Annotated in this window: 10 protein-coding genes and 1 pseudogene; 7 read left to right on the top strand and 4 right to left on the bottom strand. The window is 65.6% G+C overall.

Annotated features, from left to right (window positions below):
- Positions 1-2 precede the first annotated feature (2 nt).
- From QZ634_RS06300 to QZ634_RS06275, 6 genes and pseudogenes are all read left to right on the top strand, one after another.
- Positions 3-2,021, top strand: a complete 2,019-nt coding sequence (locus QZ634_RS06300) for a protein meaA (RefSeq protein WP_291986489.1) — start codon at positions 3-5, stop codon at positions 2,019-2,021.
- Positions 2,022-2,109: 88 nt separating this feature from the next.
- Positions 2,110-3,027, top strand: coding sequence for a methylmalonyl Co-A mutase-associated GTPase MeaB (locus QZ634_RS06295; protein ID WP_291986487.1), 918 nt, complete (start codon positions 2,110-2,112; stop codon positions 3,025-3,027).
- Positions 3,028-3,059: 32 nt separating this feature from the next.
- Positions 3,060-4,292 (top strand): annotated as a pseudogene (gene ccrA, locus QZ634_RS06290) (crotonyl-CoA carboxylase/reductase); the annotation flags it as partial.
- Between the two features lie 24 nt (positions 4,293-4,316).
- Entirely contained in the window at positions 4,317-4,814 is a 498-nt protein-coding gene (locus QZ634_RS06285; protein ID WP_366145380.1) for a CBS domain-containing protein, read from the top strand.
- Between the two features lie 166 nt (positions 4,815-4,980).
- The gene (locus QZ634_RS06280; RefSeq protein ID WP_291986485.1) at positions 4,981-5,958 is read left to right on the top strand and encodes an NADPH:quinone oxidoreductase family protein; all 978 of its coding nucleotides are present in this window, start codon (positions 4,981-4,983) and stop codon (positions 5,956-5,958) included.
- Between the two features lie 244 nt (positions 5,959-6,202).
- Complete coding sequence (locus QZ634_RS06275) at positions 6,203-6,652, top strand: MaoC family dehydratase (protein WP_043565482.1); 450 nt, start codon at positions 6,203-6,205, stop codon at positions 6,650-6,652.
- A gap of 57 nt (positions 6,653-6,709) precedes the next feature.
- Here QZ634_RS06275 and QZ634_RS06270 read toward each other — a convergent pair whose 3' ends face one another.
- Positions 6,710-7,522 (bottom strand): ferredoxin--NADP reductase, encoded by an 813-nt coding sequence (locus QZ634_RS06270; RefSeq protein ID WP_291986483.1) that lies wholly within the window; start codon positions 7,520-7,522, stop codon positions 6,710-6,712.
- 379 nt (positions 7,523-7,901) lie between these two features.
- Here QZ634_RS06270 and QZ634_RS06265 point away from each other — a divergent pair, with 379 nt between their 5' ends.
- A complete protein-coding gene (locus QZ634_RS06265) occupies positions 7,902-9,503 on the top strand; it encodes a hypothetical protein (RefSeq protein ID WP_291986481.1) in 1,602 nt (533 codons plus the stop codon).
- On the opposite strand, the gene QZ634_RS06260 is transcribed toward QZ634_RS06265, so the two are convergent.
- From QZ634_RS06260 to QZ634_RS06250, 3 genes are read right to left on the bottom strand one after another with little or no spacing between them, the layout of a single operon-like run.
- Complete coding sequence (locus QZ634_RS06260) at positions 9,475-9,732, bottom strand: MoaD/ThiS family protein (RefSeq protein ID WP_291986479.1); 258 nt, start codon at positions 9,730-9,732, stop codon at positions 9,475-9,477. The genes QZ634_RS06265 and QZ634_RS06260 overlap by 29 nt on opposite strands.
- A gap of 12 nt (positions 9,733-9,744) precedes the next feature.
- Complete coding sequence (locus QZ634_RS06255) at positions 9,745-10,944, bottom strand: sialidase family protein (RefSeq protein WP_291986477.1); 1,200 nt, start codon at positions 10,942-10,944, stop codon at positions 9,745-9,747.
- Between the two features lie 60 nt (positions 10,945-11,004).
- On the bottom strand, positions 11,005-15,174 hold the full coding sequence (locus QZ634_RS06250) for a hypothetical protein (RefSeq protein WP_291986475.1): 4,170 nt from the start codon (positions 15,172-15,174) through the stop codon (positions 11,005-11,007).
- Positions 15,175-15,176: the final 2 nt, after the last annotated feature.

Below are 15,176 nucleotides of genomic sequence, written 5' to 3'. Positions count from 1 at the left end.
TCATGGATTCTCGCCAAACGAAACGCGATCGCCCCTGGTTGATGCGCACCTATAGTGGACACAGCTCGGCCAGGGCGTCGAACGTGCTCTATCGAACCAATCTGGCGAAAGGCCAGACCGGACTGTCGGTGGCCTTCGATCTGCCGACACAGACCGGCTACGACGCCGACAATCCGCTGGCGCGAGGCGAAGTCGGCAAGGTCGGGGTGCCGATCTCGCATATCGAGGACATGGATCAGCTGTTCGACCAGATTCCGCTCGATCAGATGAATACGGCGATGACCATCAATGCCACGGCACCATGGCTGTTGTCGTTGTATATCGGCCTGGCGCAGCGACGGGGGATCGATCCCAGGCAGCTGAGCGGTACGACCCAGAACGACATCATCAAGGAATATCTGTCGCGCGGCACCTACATCTATCCGCCGGGTCCGTCGATGCGTTTGATCGCCGACACCATCACCTATACCGTCAAGCACGTGCCCAAGTGGAATCCGACCAATATCTGCAGTTACCACTTGCAGGAGGCGGGGGCGACACCGGTCCAGGAGCTGGCCTATGCGTTGTGCGCGGCGATGGCGGTTCTGGACCGGGTCCAGGCGTCGGGAGAAATCAAGACGGAGGAATTTTCGCAGGTCGTCGAGCGCATCTCGTTCTTTGTCAATGCCGGTATTCGCTTCGTCGAGGAGTGCTGCAAGCTGCGCGCATTCGGCGAGATGTGGGACGAATTGACGCTGACTCGCTACAGGGTCGACGATCCGAAGCTGCGCCGATTCCGCTATGGCGTGCAGGTGAACTCGCTGGGGCTTACCGAGCCGCAGCCGGAAAACAACGTCCAGAGAATCGTTCTGGAAATGCTGGCGGTGGTTCTTTCCAAAGGCGCGCGGGCGCGTGCAATCCAGCTTCCGGCCTGGAACGAGGCGATGGGCCTGCCGCGCCCCTGGGATCAGCAATGGGCGCTGCGCATGCAACAGGTGATGGCTTTCGAAACCGACCTTCTCGAGTACGAGGATATTCTCGACGGCTCGCCGGTGATTGCCGCCAAGGTCAAGCAACTGGTTGAGGGCGCCAGAAAGGAGATCGCCAATGTCGAAGCGCAGGGCGGGATCATTGCCGCGATCGAATCCGGCTACGTCAAGCGCGAACTGGTCGCCAGCCATATGCAGCGCTTGCGCGCCATCGAGTCGGGCGAACTGAAAATCATCGGCGTCAACTGCTTCCAGGAAAGCGCCGAATCGCCGCTGACTCTGGGCAGCGACGGTGGCATCATGAAGACCGATCCGTCCGCCGAGCGCGAGCAGATCGAACGGCTGCAGGCGCATCGGAAAAATCGCAACGACGCCGACGTACAGGCTGCCTTGCAGGGGCTCAGCGACGCCGCCAAAAGCGGTGAAAACATCATGCCAAGTTCGATTCGCTGCGCCATGGCGGGGGTCAGTACCGGCGAATGGGGCGATTCGCTGCGCGCGGTGTTCGGTGAGTTCAGGCCGCCGACGGGTATCGATATTGCCATCGACAACCGCGCCGTACTCGGCAAGAAGGATGAGGTCACCGAGTTGCGCGCCAGAGTCGCCAGTACCGGTGAGGCCGTGGGCCGTCCCTTGAAACTACTGGTCGGCAAACCCGGGCTCGACGGACACTCCAACGGCGCCGAACAGGTTGCCGTCAAGGCCAGGGACGTCGGCTTCGAGGTGGTTTACGACGGCATCCGGCTGACGCCGCAGGAGATCGCTCAGGCAGCCGAGGAGGAGGGCGTACATATGGTCGGCCTGTCGATTCTTTCGGGAAGTCATATGGAACTGGTGACTTCGGTTCTCGAGGAGCTGCGCGCGCGCGACCTGGCGACCATTCCGGTGATCGCCGGTGGGATCATCCCGCAGGAGGACGCCAAGAAACTCGCCGCGCAGGGCGTCAGCGCCGTCTATACGCCCAAGGATTTCAATCTCAATACGATCATGGCCGATATGGTCGACGTGATCCGCGAAGCCAACGGTCTGGCGCGGCTGGGTCCGCTGCCCTGACCACCAGATGACCCCGGCAGCGCTTCCCGATCCCGAACAGTTGGCTTTACGCATCCTGCGCCGGGAGCGTGCGGCGGTGGCCGGAGGCTTGAATCTGCTCGACAACAAGTTGGCGGAAGCGCGCCAGTTCTCAGTACGCTTGCTGGCAGCGCTTTCCGGCGAGCATTCGCTGAATGGGGGCCATCTTATCGGTATCACCGGCCCGCCGGGCGCCGGCAAGTCGTCACTTGTCTCGGCGATGATTCGCGAATGGCGTCGCGCGGGCAGGACGGTCGGAGTGCTTGCCGTCGACCCGTCCAGTCGCCCCGAGTTGGGTGGCGGCGCCTTGCTTGGCGATCGAATTCGGATCAAGAACGCGGCGCACGACGAGGGCCTGTTCATTCGCTCGCTGGCCAATCGCAACCAGTTGGGTGGCGTGGCGACCGAGGTCTGGCCGATGAGCTGGTTGATGCTGGCCGCGTTCGATATCGTGGTCGTCGAGACGGTTGGCGTTGGGCAAACGGAAATCGATATTGCCGAGATCGGCGATACCGTCTGTTATGTTGCGCAGCCAGCCTCGGGGGATACGATCCAGTATCTGAAGTCGGGAATCATCGAGATCCCAGATATTTTCGCCGTCAATAAGTCCGACCTTGGCGCTTCGGCGTACAAGACGGCCAGCGAAATTGGCCGCAGCGCTCCCCGGCAGGATCGCCGGGACGATTGGGATTATCCCGTGTGTCTGGTGAGCGCGACGATGAATATGGGGATCACCGAGCTGCATGGGAATCTTGATAGACACCGAAGCTTTCTCGCGCATGCGGGCCTGCTGCAAAAGTTGCGCACCCGCCACCAGAGCGCCTGGGTAGTGCGTGTGTTGAAAGAGGAATTCGGGACTTTTGGCGTCGAGCTTATCGGTGGCTATGCTGAAATCGGCAAGCGCCTGGAGGCGCAGTATGGCAATCAATTCGAAGAATGCGAGCGAATGCGACAGCAGATTATTTCCAGATTCAAGTCGTCAGATTGATCAAGTAGTTCAACCAACGAAGGAGCATCCTGATGAGCAAGAAACTCTATGAAATAGGTGATATGCCTCCCCTGGGCGAAGTTCCGGAACAAATGCATGCCTGGCTGATTCGCGCCGAGCGCTTTGGCCAGCCAACGGCGGCGTTTCAGAAGGAAGTGGTGACGACGCCGTCGATTGCCGACGATGAAGTTCTCGTTTACGTGATGGCGGCAGGAATCAACTACAACAACGTCTGGGCGGGAATGGGAGTTCCCGTCAATGTGATCGGCGCTCGCAACAAGGCTGGCGAAGCGGAGGATTTCCACATCGGCGGAAGTGATGCATCCGGAATCGTCTACGCGGTGGGCAAGGACGTGACCAACGTCAAGGTGGGCGACGAAGTGGTGATGCATTGCGGCATCTATGACCGCAACTGCCCGTGGGTCAAGAAAGGCGGCGATCCGATGTACTCGCCTTCTTTCAGGATCTGGGGTTACGAGACCAATTGGGGCAGCTTTGCCCAATTCACGAAAGTGCAGGCGCAGCAGTGCATGCCCAAGCCAAAGCACATGAACTGGGAAGAGGCCGCTGCCTATACCCTGGTTGCGGCAACTGCCTGGCGGATGCTGCATGGCTGGGAAAGCAGTTCAGTCAAGAAGGGCGACGTGGCCTTGATCTGGGGTGGCGCGGGCGGCCTGGGCTCGATGGCCATTCAGATTGCCAAGGCGGTCGGCGCGACTTCGGTGGCCATCGTCTCGGGCGAGGACAAGTTCGACTACTGCACGAAGTTGGGCGCCAAAGGCTGCATCAACCGCAATGACTTCGATCACTGGGGCATGTTGCCGCACTGGAAGGACAGCGCCGGCTATGCCAAGTGGCTGAAGGGTGTACGTGGCTTCGGCGCGAAGATCTGGGAAGTGCTGGGTGAGAAGAGGGCGCCGAACATCGTCTTCGAGCATCCCGGCGAAACGACCATTCCGACTTCCATTTTCGTTTGCGAAACCGGTGGCATGGTGGTGGTCTGCGCCGGTACCACTGGTTACAATGCGACGGTCGATTTGCGCTATCTGTGGATGCGGCAGAAGCGTTTGCAAGGTTCGCATTTCGCCAATACCGTGCAGTGCAACGAGATGAACGAGTTGGCACTGAGCGGGCAGCTTGATCCCTGTATGTCGCGGGCGTTTACCTATGAAGAACTGCCGATTGCCCATCAGCTGATGGCCGACAACAAACACCCGCACGGCAACATGTCGGTGCTCATCGGCGCCGCCGAGTTCGGCCTCGGGGTCAGCGGTAAACCGGCGGTGGCGATGGTCCATCCGACGCTGCCCAAGGGCGACGTGCACACCTCGCCGGCGCCTTACCCGATGTCCACCCCGCTGCCTGGCATTGCCGAGGGCGAGCCGATCACGATTGCCGACGACGGCAGCAGGGTTCGCGACTTGATGCATCGTGGCATTATTTCCTGCGCTCCGGACGATAGCGTCGGAGCGGTGGCCAAGATCATGGTCGGCAACGAGATTCATGCGGTGGTGGTCATGGATGCGCAGGGCGCTGCCGTCGGCGTCGTGTCGCAGACCGATATGGTGCTCGCGCGGCAGGGCCGGACTCCGGACCAGGCACGCTCGATGCGGGCCAGCGAAGTCATGACCCCGGGTTGCGCGACCTGCGATGCCGATATGCTCCTGAGCGACGCAGTCAGCCTGATGACCGGACGGCGCATGCATCGTCTGGTGGTCACCGAGAAGGGTCAGCCGGTCGGGGTCATTTCCATGACCGACGTGGTACGCAAGATCATCGGCGACTAGTGGATGGTCGGTAGTCAGTAGTCAGCAGCCACCGCTCGGCGCCAGCTCGATCCACCCTGGCGCCCGGCCTCGTCTCTCCCTGCCCAGGCAGGGAGATCTGCAAAGACCCTTCTCGTCCTTGGCGACGGGGAGGGGCTTTTCTCTGCAACGACGGAGGGGTTCCAACGTGCGAGCCATCGTCTGCCATGAACTGACCGGTCCTGCCTCCTTGCGCCTTGAGGAGCTTGCCGAACCTCGCCCCGGTCCTGGTCAGGTGCGCATCGGCGTGCGCGCCTGCGGCGTAAATTTTGCCGATAGCCTGATTACCCGCGGCCAGTATCAGAAGCAGCCACAACTTCCCTTCAGTCCGGGCTTTGAAGTATCCGGCGAGGTGCTGGAATTGGCCGCTGGTGTGGAAGGTGTCGCCCGTGGCGATCGGGTCCTGGCCATGACGCCGTGTGGCGGTTACGCCGAGGAGGTCGTCGCCGATGCGAACCGCTGCCTGCAGATCCCCGCGGAAATGTCCTGGGAGCATGCGGCGGCATTCCCGGTGGTGTTTGGCACGTCGCATATCGCCTTGTGGCATCGGGCACGCCTGCAGTCCGGCGAGACTCTGGTGGTGCATGGCGCTTCGGGCGGCGTTGGCTTGACCGCCGTCGCCATTGGCAAGCAATTGGGCGCGACGGTCATTGCCACCGCCAGCAGCCCGGAAAAACTCGCGGTGGCCGCTGCGCACGGCGCCGATCATCTGCTTGATTCCAGCTGCGAGGATGTTCGCGAGCGGATCAGGGAACTGACGGCCGGTCGCGGTGCAGACGTGGTCTACGATCCGGTCGGCGGTGAGCTATTTACCGCCTCGCTGCGCAGCATGGCCTTCGAAGGACGCATCCTGGTCATCGGCTTTGCCGGTGGCAGCGTGCCGCAGATTCCCGCAAATCACCTGCTCGTCAAGAATGTGGATGTGATGGGCGTCAACTGGCCGGCTTATGCCGAGCTCAATCCGCGGGCGATGACCGAGAGTTTTCAGACGCTTGTTCGCTGGTATCTCGAAGGCGCCATCAAGCCGCATGTCTCGGCAAGCTATCCACTGGAAGAGGCGCTTGCCGCGCTCGATCAGGTGGTGACCAGAAAATCCACGGGCAAGGTCGTCATCACTGTCGCGTGAGCTGCGCCGCCCCTCTCCGAAGGACGAATTCTCCCGAGGTATGACGATGGAGGCTGCGGTTTGACCAAGGTTCGCGTATCAAGGATACTCGTTTTCGTGTCATCAATATTCCCCTTCCTCGCCACATTCCTGTTCGACCTGTCGGGAATGCTCGAAGAAACTCACACTGGCGCAGGCGATAGCAAGCGCCATTTTCCCTGGGCACGGCGATCACCGTGCTGATAATCACCCTGAAAGGCCTATCATGAATCCCCAGAACGGTTACGATATTGAAGACTTGTCCGTCGGCATGAGCGCAGAAATCGCCAAAACGATTACTGATGCGGACCTGGTCCTGTTTGCCGGCGTGTCCACCGACGTAAATGCCGTGCATATGGACGAAGATTTTGCGCGCACGACGATGTTTGGCGGCCGTATCGCGCACGGCATGTTGTCGGCCAGCCTGATCTCCGCGGTGCTTGGCAATCGCCTGCCCGGCCCCGGCTGTATTTACATGAGCCAGTCCCTGCGTTTCCGCGCGCCGGTGCGTCCCGGTGATACGGTGCACGCCAAGGTGACCGTCAAGGAAGTTTTCGCCGACAAGGGCCGGGTGGCGCTCGAGACTGTGTGCACGGTGGGCGACAAGGTGGTCATCGACGGCGATGCGATGTTGATGCCCACCTCACGCAGCAAGCGCGAAGCGGCCGGCAAGTAAGTCGTCTGGCGGCGCCGGATACCTGGTATGGCGCGCTGGCGAACTGCCTGCGAGTCCTTACCAGTACTTCTCGAAAGCCATCTGGCCGGTCACTCCGCGACGACCGGTGGCAAAGCCGCGCTTGCTCAGCAATTGCCGCAGCGTAAGCGCCATAGACGGGTTGCCGCAGATCATCAGGCGCGACGCTTCGACGCGGAGCGGCGTGCCCGCGGCTTCCTCCAGGTGTCCGTCTGCGAGAAGCTCCGGGATGCGCTTGGAAAGAGCCGTCGCGCCCGCTTCACGCGTGACGACGGGAAGATAGATCATTCTCGCCCTGCCGCGGGCGGAAGTGTCGTCGGCGGCCAGCGCGTCAAGTTCCTCGCGATACGCAAGTTCAGCCGACCGGCGCACGCTATGGACGACGATCAGCCGCTCGAAGGCGAGCCAGACGGCGGCATCGCGGACGATGGAAACGAATGGTCCAATTCCGGTTCCGGTGGCTAGCATCCAGAGCTGGCGACCGGTGGCCAGCTGCGCGGTGGTCAGAAAACCGAAGCTGGAGCGCTCGACATCGATCGCATCGCCCACGCGCAGCCGTTCGAGGGGGCCTGAAAAGGCGCCTCCAGGGACCAGTACGGCGAGGAACTCGAGGCTGTCGTCGGCAATTGCCGAGACCATCGAAAAGGGTCGCCAAACGATCCCGCCGTCGGTGGTAAGGCCGAGCCGCGCGTATTCTCCCGGCGCGAACCGGAATCCTTCGTCGCGAGAGGTGCGAAACGAGAGCAAGGTCGGCGTCCAGTAGCGCACTTCCAGTACCCGTTCCGTGGTCCATTTCTGCGTGTCGGCGGCCGCGGGAAGGATCGGTGTTTGCGGGTCTATGAACAAGCTCATGGTGTACCTCCGGGAGCTTCCACCTTAGTCGACAAGGATTTTGGCGGCGACCGACGCCGCCGGTCGCCACTTCGTGATTGCTCGGATCTTGATTCGTCGTGCCGCGTGACGCGGGCTCGACTGCGCGCTCACAGGCTATGGCATCGCTGAAGATACAGAGTTCATGCGACTCCAGTTGCGAACTTTCAAGCTCCTGTTCCGGCCATATCGCTTACAGTTCGCCGGATCTGGGGGAGCGCTGTCGCGCCGGCAAGGACCCAGGACGACGCTGGCCGGCCAGGCTGGCGCGCTGGGCGTGGCCGACGAGGGTCGCCGCAGTCACTGCCGATCGTCCGGTCGAAGTGCCTTGCCAGCTGCGGTAATGGTCGAGGGTTGAGAAATGGCTGATCAGAGCGGTGCCATGCTTTTCGCAATGCTTCTCGGTGTGCTGCTTGCCGCAGCGGTGGCCTGGGGGGTGGCCGGTGCCTATCGGCGGCACATGCTTGCTCTGATGCGCAAGGGTGCGCCCCCGGACGCAGCACATGCGATGTTCACCGAGCGGGAGACGTTGCCGGCGCGGCACCCGCCAGCACGGCTCGATCTCGCTGCCAATCGGCGTGCTGCGCTGCGCTTCCTGCTGCTGCTTTCCGCGCTCAGTCTGCTGATTGGCGTCAGCCAGTCTTGGCTGGCGCTGCGTTTCGTCTACGACAGCGGTGGCGACTTCTCGCTGAATCGCTTGCTGGTGCTGGGCGCCGTCTATGCGTGGCCAATGGTCATGGGCTGGGGGCTGCTGCTGCGCTGGTCGTGGGGGAGGGTGGTCGCTGCTATTGCCGTGTTCATGCTGGCCATGAGCGTGCTGGTGATGCTCACCTCGAATGCGGCGCAGACGATTGCCGGCGTTGGTGCCTGGCTTGTCGGGGTGGTCGCCATCCCCATGCTGGTGACCCTGGCCATTGCTGCCAGTGGACGGATGCGGGCCGTTGCTCCCTACCTGCTGCCCTTCTTTCTCCTGCTTTCCGGCGCCTCGGTTGCCGCTTTGCAGGCGCTGGCGATCGGCGTCGAATCCGCGCCCGCCTGGCTGACCAGCATGGTCGAAATTCTCGGGGCCTGGGGAACGCTGCTCTTTTTCGTCCTTGCGCCGTGGCTGTTGCTCGCCTGGCCGGTCTATGCCCTGGGCCGCTGGCTGGCGCGTGCCTACCGGGAAAAGCGCTTCTCGGATCTCGGCTACCTCTTCGCTGCCTATTGGTTCGTCATCCTGGCTGCCAGTGCTCTACCCGCTCTACAGGCTGTCGGGCTGGTCGGGCTGACGCAGCTGTTGCCCTGGCTATGGCTGCCGATCGCCTGGCGCGTGCTGCCGCGTTGGCTGGCGCAAGCGGCGCCATCCTCGCCACCGACGCTGCTGGTACTGCGCGTCTTTCAGCGTGACGCGCAGGTCGAGCGCCTCTTCGACCGCATCGTCGAACGCTGGCGGCTGAGCGGCAACACGCTGCTCATCGCCGGCACCGACCTGATCAGCCGCACGCTGGATCCGGATGACCTCTTCGCCTTCCTCAATGGCCAGCTCGCCGACCGCTTCATCGCCAGCGAGGCGGAGATTCCTGTGCGCATGGCGGGCCTGGACCTGCAACCCGATCCCGATGGTCGTTACCGGGTCAACGAATGCTATTGCTTCGACAGTACCTGGCAGCCCGCGCTGCGCGCACTGGTGCAGGCCAGCGACGTGGTGTTGATGGACCTACGCGGCTTCACGCCGGAAAACCAGGGCTGCCGCTTCGAACTGCGCGTGCTTGCCGCGGCTTCCCACCTGCGCCGAGTGCTGCTCCTGCACGATGGCCAGACCGCCGGCGAAGCGGCGGCGGCCGACTTCGCCGGTGCGCCTGCACATCGTTTCGTCTGGCTGGAGGCCGGCCGTTTGAACAGCCGCAAGACCGGCGAGGTGCTGGCGGCCCTCTTCGCCGCCGCTCCGCCGCCTCTCAGCCACCACTCAGCGCCTGCACGATGATCAATTCGCCGCTCGCGTGCAGCGGCTGCGCGAGGTCGCGTAGCTGTTCGCCGGCGAGGAAGAAGCGGATGTGCCGTCGTATTTCCTGCTGCTCGTCGATCATGCGGAAGCGAATCCCCGGGTAGCGGCGCTCGAGGTCGGCGAGCACGGCGGCCAGCGTCGCTCCGCAGGCCTCGACCTCGCCGTGTCCGGTGTACGAACGCAATGCGCTGGGGATGAGGACTTTCACGGGTGCTCGGCCCTACGCCAGGAGTGCGCTTTCGACGGCGTAGATTTCCGGCAGGTGGCGAGCGATGCATTGCCAGTGCAGTCCTTCGTCGCGGCTCATCCACAACTCACCGCTGGTGGTCCCGAAGTAGAGGCCCACCGGGTCGAGGCGGTCGGCGCTCATCGCCTGGCGCTTGACGGTCCACCACGCCTGGCTGCCCGGCAGGCCGGCGTCGAGACGTCGCCAGCTCTGGCCACCGTCGCGTGTCGCATAGACCGCCGGTTTGCCGTCCGGACTGGTGCGCGGCCAGACCGAGGTGCCGTCCATCGGGAAGACCCAGGCGGTGTCGGCATCGCGCGGGTGTACGACGAGCGGAAAGCCGACGTCGCCGACCTCTGCCGGCAGGTTCCTGCCAATGTCCAGCCATTGCTCGGACGGTCGGTCGAGGCGGAAGACGCCGCAGTGGTTCTGCTGATAGAGGCGGTCCGCCTGGCTCGGGCAAAGTCGGACGCAATGTGGGTCGTGGAAAGTCGGATCGGCGCGATCGAAGCCTTCGACGACCTTGAGCTGGTCGAGCAGCGGCTTGAAGCTGAGGCCCCCGTCGACGCTCTCGTGCACGCCGCCACCCGACATCGCCAGGTAGAGATGAGCAGCGTCGCGCGGGTCCACGATGATCGAGTGCAGCTTTGGCCCGTCCGGAGTGCCATCCTGTACGCTACCCATCCACTGCCGGTACTGCGGGTCGTCGTTGATGCACGAGAACGGCGCCCAGCTGACGCCACCGTCCCGCGAACGGAACAGCCCCTGCGGCGAGGTGCCGGCGTACCAGACCTCGGGCTGGTCAGGATTTCCCGGCGTCAGCCAGAAAGTGTGATCGACCGTGCGCCCGGGAAGCCCTTCACCACCTTCCGCCGCGGGAGCGAAAGCTGGCGGGTGCTTCGCTTCGCTCCAAGTGCACCCGAGGTCGTTCGAGCGGAAGATCGTCGGACCGAGGTGGCCGGTCTTGGCCGCCGCGAGCAGCGTCCTCCCGTCGCGCGGGTCGAGCACCAGGTGGCTGATGATGTGGCCGAGGAAATGCGGGCCGTCGACCCGCCAGCGTTCGCGGGCGGCGTCGGCGTGATAGAGCCAGGCGCCCTTGCGCGTGGCGACGAGCAGGACCACCGGGCGCTGGCCGGGCGCAGAGGTGGCCTGCTCGTCGGCGGGAGTTGAGAGGGCGGTGTTGTCATGGGGCATTGGCGATCACTCCTGGTTGACTGGTCTGGTTGACTGTTGCGGCCGGCGGCAGCCGCTCGTTCAGCGCGCGAACGCCGTCGACGAGGCGGACTCACTGCGCGAAAACCCCGCCGGCAGCGGCTCTGCCGAGAGCAGCGCGGTGACGATTGCCTGGCGACTGCGCGCGTTCTGGAAGTAGGAAAAATGGTCGACCTCCTCGCCGCGGTCGACAAACTCCGCGCCGCCCGCTGCGCGCCGCACGCCGCCGCGTGCCGACTCGAGGCTGACGATGCGGTCGTTATCGGCATGGCCGAAAGCCACCGCCGTCGTCGCCGCGCCGACCAGGCGCGACAGCAGTCCGCCCGCCTCGGTGACGCCGCCGATGACCGTTAGCGGCGCCGCGCTGAGCACGTCCGGGCGGTTGAGCATCCGGACCAGTGGAGAACCCGGGTCCTGGACCGCGAAACCGGGGGTCACTTCCGGATCCTGCAGGGCCTGGAACACCGACGACAGGGCGCTGCCGGCCAGGCCGGCCAGCGGACTGAGCAGGCTCATCGCCCCGCGCATGGCCGCCAAGGCCTGCGCCGGCGTTTCGCTGAAAATGCGCGTGCCGCTAGCGGGACAGGCGACGCGCACGAAACGCTCGACGCGGAAGCGTTTGTCGGCGAATACGCTCGACAACTGCTCGAGCATGGCGCGCTCGGCGGCGCCGACGCTCCCTCCCTGGAACAGCGCGAGGTCGCGCTCGTCGAACGCCGGCTGGCCGTCGACGCGCAGCCCGCGCGCAAACAACTCGCCAATCAGGCCGCCGGCGCTGTGGGTCAGGAAATGCAGGGTGGCGCCTGCAGGGAGCGCCAGCGCGAGTTGCAGCGCGTTGTGGATCGGGCTGTGGCTGACGGCGTGGTGCTCGAAGGCAAACACGCGTTCGCCGTAGGACCGCAACAGCGCCCGGCGTTGCGCGTCCGCGGGCGGTTGCCACAAGGCGCCGAAGGTCGCCTCGCTATTCGTCGCCAGGCTGTGCACCAGGATCAGCAAGGGTGCCGACCCGCGTGGCGTGAGGAAAGCGCGCAGCGCGAAATCGCCGTGCAGCGACACCTCGAACAGCCCGGGTCGGGGTACGTTCTTTTCCAGCTGCCGGCACAAGCGCGTACGGAAACCGGTGGCCAGCGAATCGAGCACCCCGGCGTCCGCGGCGCGCGCCGCCGCAGACCCTGGCGTTTCGCCGGCATCGACCGCTCCCGGCAGGCGAAAGGCGGCGATGTGCTCGACGATGCGGCGCAGGCTCTGGTCGTCGAGCCCCTCCGGGCCGGGCAGGGTGACGACCTCATCAGGCTGCATGCCCGCCACGTCATCCCCAGCTCCTGTGTCGGCGGGCACGACGAGCAGCAGCGCCCTGCCGAGGCGGCGGGCGCGCGCGAGTTGGGCGTTCAGCGCTTCCAAGTTGCTGCGGCGCCAGACTCCGACCACGATCAACAGTTCACAGCGGCCGATGGCCTCGCCCAGCCCATCCACCGCATCTACCGCATACTCCGCGAGCACGGCAGACGATGCCCGTGGCCGACCCTCGGTCGTGTCCTCGACCTGCGGCAGGACCCGCCACGGTCCGAGCTGCTTCACCAAGTGCCCGTGGAGCTCTGCAGCGACCGCGGGCAGGCGCGCGTCGGCGACGATCACGCAGGCTCGCCAACGCCCGGCGGCGAGTGATGCGGCGGCGGCGAGCGCAGCGGCGACGGGTACCGCCAGAAACTCGCCGGGCAGGCGCGGCAACGCTTTCTTGGTCATCGCGCGCGAGCGAATCGCCGGGAAGAGCAGTGCCCAGTGGTCGACCGCGCCCGCCGGCATCACCAGTCCGCCCCGGCTGCGCAAGCGCGATTCGACGGGCTCCCGAGAACGCTGGTCTGCCTCCTCCGAGTAGAATTTTCCGTGGACCGCGCGCAGCGCGCTGTACTCGAAGCGGCCCGGATGCGGCCAGCTGATGGCGGGCTGCAAGTCCGGGGCCTTGCCCGGCAGCGATGGATCGAGCAGGCGCGCGCTGGCGTCGAGGGCGACCCAGGGCAGTTTGCCGACGCCCAGGCTGTAGCGGTCCAGGCGCCATACGGTCGCTCCGACACGCACGTCATTTTCGCTGAAGTCGATGCTGCCAATGCGCAGCGCGTGAGTGCTGCGGCCTTCGCCATCAAGCACTTCGAGCTCTTCCCCGTCTGGCCCGTTATCGGGCCAGGCAATCGCCAGGTCGTGCGCGACGAGAGCCACGTTTGCTGCCGGGCGCGCCTCGCTGCTGGACTTTTCTGCGCGCGCGGACAGCGCCAGCACGCTACGGGAAAGTGCCTGCTCGACGGAAGCGGCGACGCGCAAGGCGTACTCGTCACCGGCCAGCGTGCGCAGCACAACGCCGTTGCTGCTCTGCAGCGCGGCGGCGTCGAGGGGTACGGAGGGGGCACCAGCGGCGGCAGTGAAGGCCACCGCACGAACCGTGCCCGATGGGTCGACCAGCTGCAGCCACAGTGGCGTGGTGTCCGGCAGGCGCAGGCGATGGCGTGCGTTGCTGGCCGCCGTCGCTTCATGAAAGGCGAGCTCGAAGCTGCCGTCGTCGCCGTGCTGCAGCTCGATTGCCAGTTCGCGTGCCGGGCGCTTGCGGGCGCGCAGCAACCAGCCGATATCGATCGGAAAGGCGGGCGCGCTGCTCTCGCCGGGGCGCAGCATCCAGCTCGCGCCTTGCACACGCGCGGCGCTGGCGAAGGCGAGCTGACGTGCAGCGTCGGTGCTACGCAGCGCCGTCGAGAAACGTCCCCAGGCGTGTGCCGCCCAGATCGCGACATCGTCGGCTGCCGCGTCGCTGCCGGCGAGTGCCTTCAGCGCCGGGCGCAGGGCAAGCTCTACCGCGTGTTCAGCGAGCGGCTGCCCCGGCGGCTGTTCGAGCTCGATACGCAGCAGTTGCTCCTCGAGACGCAGGGTCGCCGGGTAGTGCGCGTGCGCAGCCTCGACCAGCGCGACTGCCGCGCCCAGCACGGCCGGCCCCTGCTCGCGCAGACCGGCGCGCAGCTCGGGCAGCAACGCGCTCTCGAGCACGATGCCGTCGGCGCCGCGTGACGCCACCAGCGGACCGAACCACAGCGCGGCCTCCAGCTCGGCGCCGTAGCGCGGCAGGAAGCGGCGCCGCGCGGCGCGCAACAACCACGGGTCAATGCGCACCGCCGGGCTGAGTACGCGGGCAAGGGCGAGCAGCGCCTGGTCGTCGAGCGGCAGCTCCGGCGAGCGGTCAGCCGGCGCGCCACTGCGCAGGCGGGCGGCGTCGCGCACGGTGGTCCGTTCGTTCCAGGGCAGGGAGGCCAGTTCGCGAATGGCAGTGGCCACTCGCGCCGTCGGCGGCAGCGGCAGCAGCGCGACGGCGACGCGTTGCTGGCGTGCAAACTGGCGCGCATGGCGCCGCCAGTCGGCCGCCGCCGGCGGCGGCACGCCGAGCGGACGGTAGCCGGCGCCGAAATCGGTCAGCAGCAGCGCCGCTGCTCGCGAGTCTGGCCGCTCGCCGCCAGGTGCGCTGCTGCCGCGGCGTCGGGGGCGGATCTCCTGCGGAGAGCCCTTGCAGCGGCGCAGCAGGACGCGATCGGATGGAAACAGCGTGCGCAGATAGGTCACCAGTGCCTGCTGGTCGGCGTGGAAAGGCTCGAGCCAGGGTGCCCGATCAAGCCAGACTTCCACGCCGTAGCGCAGCGTGCGGCGTGGCCGGCGCGGGAGGCCGCGCAGCGGCAGGCCATGGCTCAAGGTGTGCACGACGCGATCGAGGTCGAGCCCGCCGTCGGCGACGTCCACGCCGAGCGCGGTGGCGAGGATGGCGCGACGCTGCAGCGTCGGCAGCAGTGGATCGGGCGCGCGTGGCGGCGGACTGGCTTCGCTGCGCAAGGCGTCGGTCGACCCGAGCCAGGCGGGAGCCCCGGTGTCGCTCTCGGTTGTTTCCCGGGCGGCGTCGGCGATCGGCTCGAGTTCGCTGAAGACGGGCCACAGCGTCGCTTTGTCCTCGGCCGCCGTCGGTGGCGCGGGTGGCGGCTGATCGGCGTCGGCTTGGGCAGCATCGGCGCCAATGTCGATGTCCGCCACCGGTGTGGCGATCGAGCGGCGGCCGGCGAGCGCGGTCGGCAGGCGAGCGTCGACGGCGAGCTGGGCGCAGATCTCGCGCAGGGCCTCGTCGTCGGGGGCGAGATCCGCGCACGCCCGCAGCAGGTCGGCCAGCCAGATAGCGCTTGAACGTGCCATGT

Source organism: Candidatus Accumulibacter sp. ACC007 (assembly GCF_907163205.1).
GTDB classification, from domain to species: Bacteria; Pseudomonadota; Gammaproteobacteria; order Burkholderiales; family Rhodocyclaceae; genus Accumulibacter; species Accumulibacter regalis.
This window is presented reverse-complemented; position numbering and strand designations above follow the sequence as displayed.